Below are 13882 nucleotides of genomic sequence, written 5' to 3'. Positions count from 1 at the left end.
TTTTCAATTAGTAATATAATTTTTATATGTATTGAAATGACCAAATGTATGAAAAATTGTATTCTAATGAATACAAAGTTATTGCTGGATGCGATGAAGTCGGAAGAGGTTGTATAGCAGGAGAATTAGTTACTGCTTGTGTGATTTTACCGACCGGTTATGTTGATGACAACATCAAAGATTCAAAAGTAACAAGTCATAAAAAACGTGAAAAGTTATACGAACAAATCATGAGGGATGCAATCGAGATAGCAATTGATGTTAGAAGTTTAGATGAATTAAACTCATCTAACCCAAAAGCTCAATCAAGAATTGGTATGGCTAACTGTATTAAAAAACTTAAGCACCAACCTGATTTAGTATTAACTGATTTTGAACCAATTGAGACAAATATTAAACAACTTAATTTAGTAAAAGGTGAAACAAAATCGATTTCAATAGCAGCAGCAAGCATTATTGCAAAAGTTGTACGGGACAATATGCTTGATGAATATGCAAAAATATATCCAGAATATGGTTTTGAAAAGCATAAAGGTTATTTCACTAAATTACACAAAACCGCATTAGAAATATATGGAGTAACACCAATCCATAGATTAAAATATAAACCTGTGGTTGAACAATTACACAAAGATAAAATGAGTAAAGGATAAAAAACTATTTCAGAATTAGTTTTTTAATAAAATTTAAATATGATAAAAGTTGAAAACATAACATTTAGATATAGACCCGATGATAAAAAATCTGCATTGGATGATGTTTCCTTTGAAATAGAAAAAGGTCAATATGTAGCTATTTTAGGGCACAACGGTAGTGGTAAAAGCACTTTATCAAAAGTACTTGTAGCATTATTGAAACCTCAATCAGGGACAATTTCAATTGATGGAATAACATATGCACGTGAAACCCTATCTGAAATTAGAAAAAAAATTGGGATTATCTTCCAAAACCCAGATAATCAATTTGTGGGTTCTTCTGTAGAAGATGATATTGCTTTTGGACTTGAAAATAGATGTATTCCACAACCTGAAATGAAAGATTTAATTGTTAAATTTGCAGAAAAAGTAGATATGAACGAATATCTAGAACGTGAACCTGAAAATCTTTCTGGAGGACAAAAGCAAAGGGTTGCAATCGCATCTGTATTAGCGTTAAATCCTGAAATAGTTATCTTTGATGAAGTTACATCGATGTTAGATCCTAAAGGAAAAGACAGTGTTTTAAAAATAATTAAAGAAATCCAAAAATCTAAAGACAAAACTCTAATTTCAATTACTCATGACATGGATGAAGCTATTTTGGCTGATAAATGTCTTGTCTTTGCGCAAGGTAAATTAGTTGCATCTGGATCACCAAAAGAAATTCTTAGAAATAAAGAGATTATTGATATAGCAAAAATTGATTCACCGTTTATTTATAGAATTTCTGAAATGCTAGATGGTATTGAACCAACATATAATGAAAGAGAATTAATTAAAGAAATATGCAAATAAAAGTTAAAAATATAAGTCATACTTTTAATCCTAAAACACCTTGAGAATTCACTGCTCTTAGGGATGTTTCCTGTGAAATTAATGATGGTGAATATGTTGGTGTTATTGGTTCAACTGGTTCAGGGAAAACAACTTTTATTGAACACTTAAATAAATTGCTAGAACCTTCATCTGGTGAAATTAATTGAGAATTCATTGATAATATTTCTTTAACTTTTAAACTTGAACTTGAAAGACAAAAAGAAGTGCTTGCATCAAAATATGATATTAACTCGCAAGAATATAAAAATGCCTTAAAACAAGTTACAAAAGAATTAAAAATTAAGTTTAAAGATAATAAATATAAAATCAAAGAACTCCAAAAACAATTCAAAAATGAATTAAAGCAAGAGACACAAAAGTTTATTCAAGACTTTTCTAAAGAAAATAAAGATAAATTTACTGATGAACGTGCTTTTAATAAACAATTAACAAAAGAAAAGAAAATTTTCATTTATAACTACACCCAAGCATCAGAAACAAAAAAAGAAATTGATAGATTAAAGTTTACTGAAGCTAAAGTTATGAAAACAAGTAAATATTCACTATTTAAGAAAAACTCACCAAAACCAATTAGAAAAAGAATTGGTATTGTGTTTCAATTTGCTGAATATCAACTTTTTAAAGGTACAATCAAAGAAGATATTGCCTTTGGTCCAATTGCTTTTGGTGTCGAAAAAGAAAAAGCATATAAAATTGCCGAAGAAGTTTTAGAAATGGTTGGTTTACCACCAGAATATCTTAATCGTAGTCCTTTTGAGCTTAGCGGTGGGCAAAAAAGAAGAGTTGCAATCGCTGGTATTTTAGCAATGCAACCTGATTTTCTTGTAGTTGATGAGCCTACAGCTGGATTAGATCCGGTTGGTGTAAAAGAAATTTTAGAAATTCTTAATAATTTAAATAAGCAAGGTAAAACAATTATTAATGTTACTCATGATTTAGATAATGTTCTTAAGTATTCAAAGAGAATTGTTTTATTTAAAAAAGGAACTATTGTAAAAGATGGTGATCCATATGAAATTCTTAATGATGTTGATTTCTTAAAAGAAAACAACTTACAACCACCTCAATTGCTTGAGTTTGTAAATAAATTAAGAAAAAATAATATTCCAGTTCCTAAGGTTCTTTCAGAAGATGAATTGGTTGTATTTTTAAACCAATACAGAAAAGAAAAAGGAGGTAACTAATGAAAAGTGTTTTCGGTCGTTACATTCCTGGGAGTAGTATTCTTTATCGTATTGATCCTAGAATTAAATTACTATCAGTTATTTTTTACTTAGTGATGGTCTTTTTAGTTAGATATTATGTTGATATGTTGATTTTATTAACGCCGTTAGTAATCATGTACATCTGAACAACTAAAAAAATCGGACCAGTTTTTAGATTAATGAAACTACCAATATTCATTACTGTAGTTATATTCCTGGTGAATATGTATACAATTACAAATATCACTGGAATAAATGATTATCAAAGTATTTTAAAAGTCGACGCATTATCACAAAACAATGCAATCAAATACCTTTATGGTCAAGAGAATGGTGGAAAAATGCTATGAACCATTGTCGCATCATCAACTAGCACAACAGTGAAAATTAATGGTATTGAAACAAAATTAAATATTGCTTATGGAATAAACTGAGATGGAATTAATAGAACACTATCTCTATTCCTTAGAATTTATATTATGATTATTCTTACTGCATTATTAACAAATACTTCTAGACCAATCTTATTAACAAAAGCTATTGAAGATATCTTATATCCATTAAAATTCTTATTTGTACCAACACACGTAATTGCAATGATTATTTCAATTGCACTTAGATTTATACCTACATTAATTGATGAAGCAAATAGAATTATCAAAGCTCAAACATCGCGTGGTGTAGATTTTAGACACGGTAATTTAAAAGAAAAAATAGCAGCATTTACAACTTTAATTATTCCACTTTTCGTTTCATCATTCGCAAAAGCAGAAGATTTATCTAATTCAATGGAAACTCGCGGTTATGATCCTTATGCAAAAAGAGTTAAATACAGAGTTATTAAACCAGGTTGAAGAGATTTACTTTATGTAATATTCTTATTAGGTTTAATGTCATTTGTAATTGTTAATATTTATTACCCAGATTACTTACCAAGTTGATATATTGCATCATATATTATTTAATTTAACATTTATACATAGTTTTAAAGTCAGCAAAATAAGCTGATTTTTTTATGTTTTCACCTAAAATATAGTGTTATTCATTTAACAATAATTTTGGAAAAAATAATTTATCTAACTCGATTTTTATCTAGTATAATATATACATAAATTGATTACTGTCAAGCACTTATGCTTGTCAGACAAAGGAGGACAAATATGGTTAAAATCAGACTTAAAAGAATGGGTGACAAGTTCAGACCAGTATACAAAATTGTTGCTGCTGACTCAAGAGCACCACGTGACGGAAAATTTATCGAAGCTTTAGGACACTACAATCCAATCTCAAAAGAATTTGTTTTAAATAAAGAACTTACAGCTAAATGAATCGCTCAAGGTGCACAACCTACAATTACAGTTGCTAACTTATTCAAAGCTCACAACTTAACAGCTGAACTTAAAAAATAATGAAAATTAATTTTCTTACATTATTTCCTAACTACTTTGAACCTTTTATTAATGAAAGCATTATGAAAAAGGCTCAAGATAAAAACCTTATCAACTTTGAAGTTGTTGACTTTAGAAATTTCAGCAAAAATAAACACCGCAAAGTAGATGATGAAATCTATGGTGGTGGTCACGGTTTACTTTTACAAGTAGAACCAATTGATTTAGCTTTAGATTCGCTAAAAGATAGAGGTGGTTATAAAGTTCTTGTAACTCCTCAAGGAAAACAATTTACTCAAGAAATCGCTCAAGAAATGACCAAATATGATCAAATTACGTTTATTTCTGGGAGATATGAAGGTTTTGATGAAAGAGTAGTTGAGCTAGTTGATATTGAATTATCAATTGGTGATTATGTGATAACTGGTGGCGAATTACCTTCGATGGTAATGGCTGATGCAGTTACTAGATTACTTCCTAATGTAATTAGAGAAGAATCGCATGTGTATGAATCATTTCAAGGTGTTGGATTATTAGATTATCCACAATACACTAGACCACGCGAGTATAAAGGAATGAAAGTTCCAGAAGTGCTTTTTGGTGGAAATCACAAGGAAATAGAAGAATGAAAAAAACAGGCACAAATTGCGAAAACTCGTAAGAATAGACCTGATATTCTTGAAAGGATAAAGAAAAATGAGAAATAAATTATTAGAAGTTGTTGAAAAATCACAATTACGTACAGACTTACCTGCTTTTACAACAGGTGACAACGTTAAAGTGCACGTTCGTATCCGTGAAGGTGAAAAAGAACGTATTCAAATCTTTGAAGGGCTTGTAATTAGCAAAAAAGAATCTGGAACAAGAGAAATGTTCACAGTTAGAAAAGATTCATATGGTGTAGGTGTTGAGAGAACATTCCCTGTTAACTCACCATTAATCGCTCACATTGAAGTAGTTCGTTCAAACAAAGTTCGTAGAAAAAGATTATTCTACATGAGAAGCCGTAGAGGTAAAAGCGCACGTCTTAAAGAAATTAAAAGAACAAAATAATAAATCAATTTGCCCTAAAAAAAGTAGCTAGTCTAGCTATTTTTTGTTTTTTCAATTAGTCAATAATTTGACATTAAGTTTATAGTTTTCATATCGAAATTAAGTGGTTAATAAAATTATTTTCATATTTTTTATGCCTATATAATAGGCGTAAAAAGCATATTTGTGGAAAATTAAATTAAGAGTATTTAATTATTTTATAATTAAAGTACTATGAAAAGAAAAATTAGAAAATTTATTTTACCAGCTTTTGCCGCAGTTAGTGCTACAGGGTTTATTGCAACAACAGTAGCATGTTCATCAGAAACAAAACAAAAAACAGAATTAAAAGCAAACATTAATTTAAGCGAAATTATTAAAACACCTTCAAAAGGAGAAGGAAAACAATTTCAAATGAAATGAAAAAGGTTACTAATGCATTTTTTGATTTCTTAACCGACTCAATTAAAAAAATAGCTGATGGAATTAAAAATTCACATGCAGTTACATTACAATTACCTTTAGATGTAGAAACTCATTCATTCGTTTTCATTGACAAGGATACAATCAAAGCTTCTGAAGAAAACTTCAACACTCTTTTTGGTAATGTTCTTGGATCATTATTACCAAATTTTAAAGAAATCTTTAATGCTTTAACTTCACCTGAAGGTTACACCTTAAATATTCAAGAAATTTTAAAATCTTCACCATATGGTGCTGGAATTCCTGAAAATCAACAAATTGATCCTGTGGCAATTTTAAATCTTGCTCTTGAAACAAGTCCAATATTAAGTTTTGTTAAAAATGCTAATGAAAACCTTGCATCAGTAGATGTTAATGAATTATTTTCAACAAAACAATACGCAGAATTTATTTCGACTTTAAATGGTGACAAAACCAAATTAAAAGGTTTAAAATTCCACGATATTTTTACAAATAGTGATAAATATGTATTAGAAGATCATGTTATCGACTTCGGAACATCAAATTGAAATGGTACAGAAAATTTCAAAAGATCACTCCAAAAAATTAATGAAGAAATGAAGAAAATTCAAATTGCAAATGATGACAATAAAACACACATTTATCCAACAAAAAGTAAAATCCAAGCAACATTTACAATTCATATACCAAAATTAAGTGATACAAAATTAACAGATAAAGGTGTTGAGTTTATCGATACATTAGTTTCTCTTTTTGAAAAAACAATGAACTTATCAAAAGAAGCAATGGATAAAATTCTCGATTTAACTAATGACGAAGCTTTATCATTTTTAGCTTCATCGCAATATAGAACATATAATCCAAACCCATTACAAGATGAAGGAATTAGAAGTTTAAATGAAGCAGCAGACAGTTATGCTGCGAATAGTGCTTATTTATTATCACAAACATCTCAAAGTGCTTTACCATTTTTTGGTCCTATGGAACCAAGATAATTCAAATTAAAAAACAAATCTTTTGTGGATTTGTTTTTATTTAATCATTTCTAGAAAATCATTTTCATTAATTACTGTTATGCCAAGGTCTTTTGCTTTTGTTAGTTTACTATCTCCTGAATTATCACCTGCAATGAGATAGTTTGTTTTCTTAGATATTGATGACGAAGCAATTCCACCATTATCAACTATGAGTTTTTTAAAGTCATCTCGATCTATTGAGTGCTTACCTGTAACTACAAAAGTTAAACCATTTAATTTATTTGTTTTTTCTGTTGTATCTTTAACATAATTTAAAACTTTATCTAATTTGTGGATTTGTTCAACATTATTTTCGTCAGAAATATATTCGATTAAAGAATTTACTATTTCTGGACCAATCGAATTAACTAGTATTAAATTATTTAAGAAAGTCTTATTAGTTAAATCGGACAATTTAGACATATTTTCAGTAATAATTTGAGCAACTTGTAAACCAATGTGCTTAATTCCAAGGGCAAAAAGAACCTTATAAAGCATTACATTACGTGACTGATCAATTGAGTTTAATAAGTTATCAACTTTTTTCTCGGCAAAGCGTGGAAGGTTTAAAAGTTCATTTTTATAATTATGTAATTCATAAATTGAAGCATAATCGCTAATAAGATTATTTTCAAACAAGATACGAACAATTGATTCACCTAAATCTTGAATATTCATTGCATTACGTGATGTAAAGTGAATCATATTTTTAATAAGTTTTTCACTACACTCATCATTAACACAGAATTGATCAACTATACCATCATATTCAATTAAAAGACTATGACACATTGGACAATTGAGTTGTTTAGGATATATTCCTTCTACTTTTTTCTCCTTGAGCATAATGATTTTAGGAATAATTTCACCAGATTTAATCACTGTAACAACATCTCCAATATTCAAACCAATAGATTTAATAAAATCATAATTATGAAGCGTTGCATTAGAAACTCTTGTTTGGTTTAAATTTACTTCATCAAAGTTTGCAACGTATGTAATTTTTCCAGTTCTACCAACGGTTGTTGTAATTTTCCTTACTGTGGCATAGGCTTCTTCGGTTTGATATTTAAATGCAATTGCATATTTTGGGAATTTTGCTGTTTTACCAAGTTGTTCTCAATAAGTTAGATTATTTAGTTTAATAACAAAACCATCACACTCATATTCAAATTTATCTTTAAGATCTTCAAACTTTTTAATTGCGTCAATAATATCATCAGAATTTTTCGCAATATATTTATATGGGTTTGTTGCAAAACCTAATCTGCTAATAAATTCGATAGCGTCCATCTGTGTTAAGATTCCGTGTTCTAATGGGTCAACTAAATCATATAAGACTACCTGCAAGTCACGTTCAATTAATAATTCAAAGTTTTTTTGACGTAATGTTCCTGCAGCCATGTTTCTTGGATTTGCAAAAAGATTTTCAGTTGGTTTTTTCGGTTCCTTAGGTTCTTTCTTTAATTCGCCATTGTTAAAGAGAAACATTTTTTGATTATATTCTGGCAATAAAACATGTGTATAATGATTGATTTTATCATCAAATTCTTTTAAAAGTTGTGCATTTGTTTTATTAAATTGAGTTTTAGAAATATAAATTTCACCACGAACCTCTAATGGTTCATAATAATCAATTCTCTTAGGTATAGAATTGATTAATAATGCATTTTTTGTAACATCTTCACCAATTTTTCCATCACCACGTGTAACTGCTCGTTCTAATTTACCATCTTGATAAATTAATGAAATAGATAATCCATCTACTTTTGGTTCTAAACTATAGGTTAATTCGTGATTATTTGGAATTGAATCCTGTATGTCTTGTACAAATTTTTTAATTTCTTCAAAACTATAAGCTTTAGCAAGAGAAAGCATAGGTTTTTTGTGTGTATATTTGAAAAAATCAATGCTTGGTACACCACCAATTTTTTTAGTTGGTGAATCTTCTTGGATGAACTTAGGATATTTAATCTCTAATTCTTCTAGTTCACGTAATAAACGATCATATATATAATCCTCAGTTAAAGGTTTATCCAAATTATAATAAGCATGATTTAGTTTATTAATTTCATTTGTAAGTTCAATAATTCTTTGTTGAATTTCGTCTAATTTAGTCATAATTAAATTATAAATTATTGCATTTTTTAAACTAACTAAATATTAAATTTATGAAACTCAAAAATGGAAATTATTAGTAATTTTTAGAATGTTACAAATAAAACTTTATAATCTAAACATAGATATATAACACCTAGGAGATATGATGAAATTTGACGTTAAAACAATTCATTTAGACGGATTAGACTGAATTAACTTACAAAATCAAGCTTTAAAACAATTAGAAGCACAAAAAGAAGTATCAAAAGATATTAAGATTGATCAAAAATCAATTCTTGAAGCTGCTAAAAAATTATTCATTAGAGAAAAAAGAGCTCAATTATTAGTAGAAAACATCAAAGAACATGAAGATAGAGTTTATTTCATGGGAGTTGAAGAAAATCCGGTTATTTCATTAAGCGAAATTACAGTTGATTTAAGAAGTTATTATGTAGATGATTTATCAATTTATGACATAGACCAAAAACCAACTGCAGAATTTAAAATTAATGAGAATATTGATTCAATAGTTCAAGACTTTGTTAAAGGTTATTTAACAAAACACAGATTTTTAATTGATGTAGATAAAACAACAATTGAAGCTGGTGATTTTATTCATTTCGAAATTTATCCACTTAACCAAGCAAACCAAGCAAATCAAAAAACAACATATGTGGCTCATGCGAATAATGATTCAGAAAATGAATATGAAAGATTTGTTGTTGGTAAAGAAATTAACAAAGAATATGAATATGTAATTGAAGAACACACCTATATTATTAAACCTGTATCAATCTTTAAGGAAGAATACATGCCTATTACTGAAGACAACTTCCATTTATTAAAAATTGATAACTTCAAAACATTTGATGATGTAATTAAATTCATTGAACACGATGCATATTACGCAAACTCTACAAGAGCAATTTTTGATTATGGTCAAGAAGTAGTTGGTGAAATTCTTAAAACAAATGGATCAAAATTAAAAATCCCATCAGATCTATTAGATTATGAAGCAAACTTATTTGAGGTACCAGTAAATCAAGATAATATTATGCAAATGTATGCATACGCAGAAAGTTTTATTGCAAATTATTTCTGAACAAATGTATTCCAAAAGAAATTAGGAATTGCGATTACTGAAGAAAACTTTAATAATGAGATGAGATTATTAAAAGCAGTTACTCCTAAAAATGAGTGAGTAAATATTTCAACATATCAAGTTACAAACATCGTTTTATTTAAAAAAGTTGGGCAATATTTTGCTAAAAAATACTATCCAGAAGCATATGCAAAAATTGAAAAATATCTTGACTTTTAATAGAAAAAGAAAGGGAAAATTCCCTTTTTTCTTTGCTCTTGTTTATATGGGTTTAGTATAATTTTAAGTATGAAACGAATTATTAGGAAATCACTACTAGTGGCAATGTCACAAATGATACTCATCCCCGCAATGACAATATCTTGTGGTATTTCACCGAGCGAAAATCTAAATAATTCAGAAAAACCATTAATAAGCATTAATCCGCCTAATAATCCAAAAGATAACCAAGATCAAACAAATGTTGAAAATAAAAATGATCATCAAGATACTAACGCAGATAACCAAAGTGATAAAGAAACAAATCCAAATAATGATGATTTAAATAATGAAAAAGATACAAGTAACCCAATTGATAACCATACAAAAAATGATGATTCAGATAACTCAGAAAAACCAAAAGATCCAATTCTAAGTGATCCAAGCATCAAAAATCCTTCTACAATTCAACCAACACCAGAACCTGAAATGAAAGATAAAAGTGGTTTAGAAAATGTTCCAGAGTATTTTAATCCTGATTTACCAAAATTACCATTAAAAACAGAATATACAACTCCTGAAACAAGTGTTATAAATTTATATTATAAAAAATCAACTTCACCTGAAATTCATAAATTTAACAATAATAATTTATTAGCAATAGGTAGAGAAATAAATCAAGAATTAAATGAACTAATTGAGTATTTTAAAAGTGACAATGCTTCAAATAAAACAATAGCCAAGAAATATATTTTTAATCTTGTATATGAACTACCAATGTTGTCATTTAATCCTAATAATGAAAATGCACCATTTAATATTGCCGAAATCGCAACAAAGCAAAAAGAAATTATTAAAAATGTAATTAGTTACATTGACAACCAAATACAAAATTACGATAATAATTCTTTATCTAAATCTTTAAATATTATTTTTAGTTTATTAAATAAAGGTTATTATGCAACAGATTCTTTATTTGTACAAGCTTTAAATCAAATGTTTGGTGTTTATGACACCGCAAATAAAGTTGTTATTGAAAATGATATTTTTAATGAACTTATTGAACGTTTTTATAGTGATGTAAAACAAAATAGTAGTAATTATATTGTTTCAAATTATCCGTATGGTGGTTTTCCTGATATTATAAAAACAGATAAGAAAATAGCGTTCAATGTCCCAAATTTAAATTTAAATAATTACAATCCAATTCAATTTTTAAGCTCAATTAAAAATGAGTTATTAAACTTAGTACAAACACTAGAACTTGAAGGACCAGATAGAATGGTTGATGTTGAGATTAATACACAAATTGAATTTGAAATTAATCTACATTTAGTTAAAAGTTCTTTAACTACTCAACAAAAAGAAGTCTTATTTGCTTTTTTAAATAGTTTAAAAAAGACAACAAGTGCCTTTTTCAATAATCAATCTTCATTAACACCGAAAGAGCTAGAAAGTTATAATTCTGAATTAATTAAATTGATATTCCATATTCTTTCAAAGTTTAAAGTTAAAAAATCGAACTAAAATCTTGATGTAAACAGGGATTTAGTTTGATCTCTTGTTATATTCATTATAGTAAGTGTGAGATCCTTTTGTTTAGTGTGTAAATATATTTTAAAGGAAGCTTAAAAGCGCGGAACCAGATTTCGAACCTGGGACCGTGCTTTTTTAATTTATAAAAAATAAAAAAATAATTTTTTTGCTTCAACTCTTTTAAATTGTGCTACAATATTTGTAGCGATAATAGCGAAGGGGATCACCTGAATCCATTCCGAACTCAGTAGTTAAGCCCTTCAGTGCCGACGATAGCCGCATGGTGAAAATAGGGCATCGCTGTTTTTTTACAATTTTTTAAAATCTTAAAAATTCTAAAAAAACTAAGAAAATAACAAAAAGTGAAAAAATAATAAAAAAAACAGCATTAAATAAGTTTTTTCATATTTTAATATATAATTGATATACAAAAAACAAATATCGGAGGCAAAAATGTTACACGAAGCTACAAAAAATGATGTTCTAGCAGCATTAGAGAAAAAAGAAGATTTAAATTTAGTTGTTTTCTACGCAGAATGATGTGGTCCATGTAGAATGTACAAATCATCTTTAGAAGAATTAGCAACAAAAAACAATGTAAATATTTATAGAGTTAACATTGACACAAATAAAGAATATGCTCAAGAAGCAGGTGTTTCATCAATTCCATTTACAAAAGTTTACAAAAAAGGTGAACTTGTTGGTGAAACAGTTGGTTTCAAACCATATGCATTATTAAAAGATGAAGTAGAAGCATTATAATAATAGATTTTAAAGAAGCCAGATTTTCTGGTTTTTTTAATTTAATCTAAAACATTGTCGCTCTTATGGAAGTGACTACAAAATGTTATAATCATCTCATTAAATATTCAATTTAAAAGGAGCAAAATAAAAATGAAAGAATTATCTGGAATATGAGATTCACCATTAACAAATAAAATTAAAAAGGATAATTTAGGATAAAAATGGATAGAACTACATTATTAATATTTTTGATTGTTTTATTTATATTTTTATTATTAGTGCCCGGTATTATAATATCAATTTTTCAAATAAAAATGACAAGTAAAATAAATCACATATATAAAGCCTTACTTTATATCGAAAATGAAAAAATACAGAACATAAAAAATATGAATAAAAATAATACCCTAGTAAACGGTTTTAATTTGATAATCGATGATTTTAAAAATGTTTGATTTAAAAAAATATATAGACAAGCTCTAAAAACATTATGAGTTGCAATTTTAATAAGTGTTTTTGTTTTAATACTTTATATAGTTTTTTCTCGAGTTATTGCACCTAAATATTCAATTGATACATTAGGACCTGATTTCTTCATTTTTATTTTTGTCCCATTCATAATACTTAATTTATTATTTGGTTTATGATATATTAAATCTACATATAAGAAAAAATTCATGCAGATGATAGAAAAGGGAAAATCAAGATTATCTTTAGTAGAAATTAAAAACAATGCTGAATTAGATGCTGAATTTGCATTTAAATTAAGTGAATCATTTCAAAAATTTAATGAAACACCAGTTAAACTCAACAAACGTGTACTGGTAAAAGATATTTGGGATTTTAGTCACTTTAAAAAGAATATTGAAGATAAACGAGATCTAGAGGCAATATTTTATGTCATTTTAGTAACAATAATTAAATTACCAGAATCGAATTTATCAGAGAACATAAAACAACAGCTACTTAATGAATATGACTTGGGTATAGATACAAACGATAGAAACAAATAACTATATATTATTGCAAACCACAATTATGCGGTTTGCATTTTTGATACCATTTACAAGAAAACTGATTGGATGTGTTTTTATGACTTGTTTGTTAAATTTTTTGTTTATAAACTATGTTGCGGTGTGAAACGTTTACAAAATGTTATAATCATCTTGTTAAATATTTAATTTAAAAGGATCAAAATACAAATTAAAGAATTTTTTGACATTGAAATTCACCATTAACAAATAAAAATAAAAAGGATAATTTAGGGTAAATATGGATTCAATATACGTAATACTTTCGATTTTTATAATGGTATTCTTGCCATTGCTACCAGGTTTCATAATGATAATTTTTCAAACTAAAATGGTTAATAAAATCGACCATATATACAAAATATTGTTATATATTGATAATGTTAAAGTACAAACATTAAATAAATTAAATAAAAATAATACCTTTGTAAAAGGTTTTAATTTAATTATTGATGATTATGAAAATAATTGATTTAAAAAGATATATAAACAAGGTTTAATATCGCAGTCAATTATGCTTTCATTAAGTTTATTCGGTTTTTCTAGTTTTT

Annotated in this window: 14 protein-coding genes and 1 rRNA gene; 14 read left to right on the top strand and 1 reads right to left on the bottom strand. The window is 27.3% G+C overall.

Annotated elements, in window-relative coordinates:
- The first annotated feature begins 26 nt into the window (after positions 1 to 26).
- The 9 genes from H9M94_RS03435 (at position 27) to H9M94_RS03390 (ending at position 6599) form a co-directional block, all read left to right on the top strand.
- Positions 27 to 653: a ribonuclease HII gene (locus tag H9M94_RS03435; protein WP_255483452.1), complete on the top strand. Its 627-nt coding sequence runs from the start codon at positions 27 to 29 to the stop codon at positions 651 to 653.
- 39 nt (positions 654 to 692) lie between these two features.
- A complete protein-coding gene (locus tag H9M94_RS03430; protein ID WP_187469528.1) occupies positions 693 to 1493 on the top strand; it encodes an energy-coupling factor transporter ATPase in 801 nt (266 codons plus the stop codon).
- Positions 1484 to 2719, top strand: coding sequence for an ATP-binding cassette domain-containing protein (locus tag H9M94_RS03420; protein WP_255483451.1), 1236 nt, complete (start codon positions 1484 to 1486; stop codon positions 2717 to 2719). The genes H9M94_RS03430 and H9M94_RS03420 overlap by 10 nt, the downstream gene beginning before the upstream one ends.
- Positions 2719 to 3705: an energy-coupling factor transporter transmembrane protein EcfT gene (locus H9M94_RS03415; protein WP_187469527.1), complete on the top strand. Its 987-nt coding sequence runs from the start codon at positions 2719 to 2721 to the stop codon at positions 3703 to 3705. The genes H9M94_RS03420 and H9M94_RS03415 overlap by 1 nt, the downstream gene beginning before the upstream one ends.
- A 195-nt stretch (positions 3706 to 3900) precedes the next feature.
- Positions 3901 to 4149, top strand: coding sequence for a 30S ribosomal protein S16 (rpsP, locus tag H9M94_RS03410; protein WP_187469526.1), 249 nt, complete (start codon positions 3901 to 3903; stop codon positions 4147 to 4149).
- A complete protein-coding gene (gene trmD, locus H9M94_RS03405; RefSeq protein WP_187469525.1) occupies positions 4149 to 4835 on the top strand; it encodes a tRNA (guanosine(37)-N1)-methyltransferase TrmD in 687 nt (228 codons plus the stop codon). Before rpsP ends, trmD begins: the two co-directional genes overlap by 1 nt.
- The gene (gene rplS, locus H9M94_RS03400; protein WP_187469524.1) at positions 4825 to 5181 is read left to right on the top strand and encodes a 50S ribosomal protein L19; all 357 of its coding nucleotides are present in this window, start codon (positions 4825 to 4827) and stop codon (positions 5179 to 5181) included. The genes trmD and rplS overlap by 11 nt, the downstream gene beginning before the upstream one ends.
- Positions 5182 to 5394: 213 nt before the next feature.
- Positions 5395 to 5616: a hypothetical protein gene (locus H9M94_RS03395; RefSeq protein WP_187469523.1), complete on the top strand. Its 222-nt coding sequence runs from the start codon at positions 5395 to 5397 to the stop codon at positions 5614 to 5616.
- On the top strand, positions 5580 to 6599 hold the full coding sequence (locus H9M94_RS03390; RefSeq protein ID WP_187469522.1) for a hypothetical protein: 1020 nt from the start codon (positions 5580 to 5582) through the stop codon (positions 6597 to 6599). Before H9M94_RS03395 ends, H9M94_RS03390 begins: the two co-directional genes overlap by 37 nt.
- Positions 6600 to 6635: 36 nt before the next feature.
- On the opposite strand, the gene ligA is transcribed toward H9M94_RS03390, so the two are convergent.
- Entirely contained in the window at positions 6636 to 8741 is a 2106-nt protein-coding gene (gene ligA / locus H9M94_RS03385) for an NAD-dependent DNA ligase LigA (RefSeq protein ID WP_187469521.1), read from the bottom strand.
- Positions 8742 to 8883: 142 nt separating this feature from the next.
- On the opposite strand from ligA, the gene H9M94_RS03380 reads away from it, so the two are divergent.
- The 5 genes from H9M94_RS03380 (at position 8884) to H9M94_RS03360 (ending at position 13313) form a co-directional block, all read left to right on the top strand.
- Positions 8884 to 10041 (top strand): trigger factor-related chaperone, encoded by a 1158-nt coding sequence (locus H9M94_RS03380; RefSeq protein WP_187469520.1) that lies wholly within the window; start codon positions 8884 to 8886, stop codon positions 10039 to 10041.
- A gap of 114 nt (positions 10042 to 10155) precedes the next feature.
- Positions 10156 to 11547 (top strand): hypothetical protein, encoded by a 1392-nt coding sequence (locus H9M94_RS03375; RefSeq protein WP_187469519.1) that lies wholly within the window; start codon positions 10156 to 10158, stop codon positions 11545 to 11547.
- Positions 11548 to 11756: 209 nt separating this feature from the next.
- Positions 11757 to 11862 (top strand): 5S ribosomal RNA (gene rrf / locus H9M94_RS03370).
- A gap of 147 nt (positions 11863 to 12009) precedes the next feature.
- On the top strand, positions 12010 to 12318 hold the full coding sequence (locus H9M94_RS03365; protein ID WP_187469518.1) for a co-chaperone YbbN: 309 nt from the start codon (positions 12010 to 12012) through the stop codon (positions 12316 to 12318).
- 371 nt (positions 12319 to 12689) lie between these two features.
- Complete coding sequence (locus H9M94_RS03360; RefSeq protein WP_187469517.1) at positions 12690 to 13313, top strand: hypothetical protein; 624 nt, start codon at positions 12690 to 12692, stop codon at positions 13311 to 13313.
- Positions 13314 to 13882: the final 569 nt, after the last annotated feature.

The organism is Mycoplasma sp. Pen4 (assembly GCF_014352955.1).
In the GTDB taxonomy this organism is placed as follows: Bacteria; Bacillota_I; Bacilli_A; order Mycoplasmatales; family Metamycoplasmataceae; genus Mycoplasmopsis.
Note: the sequence above shows the minus strand (reverse complement) of the source record. Positions and strands in the feature narration are given on the sequence as shown.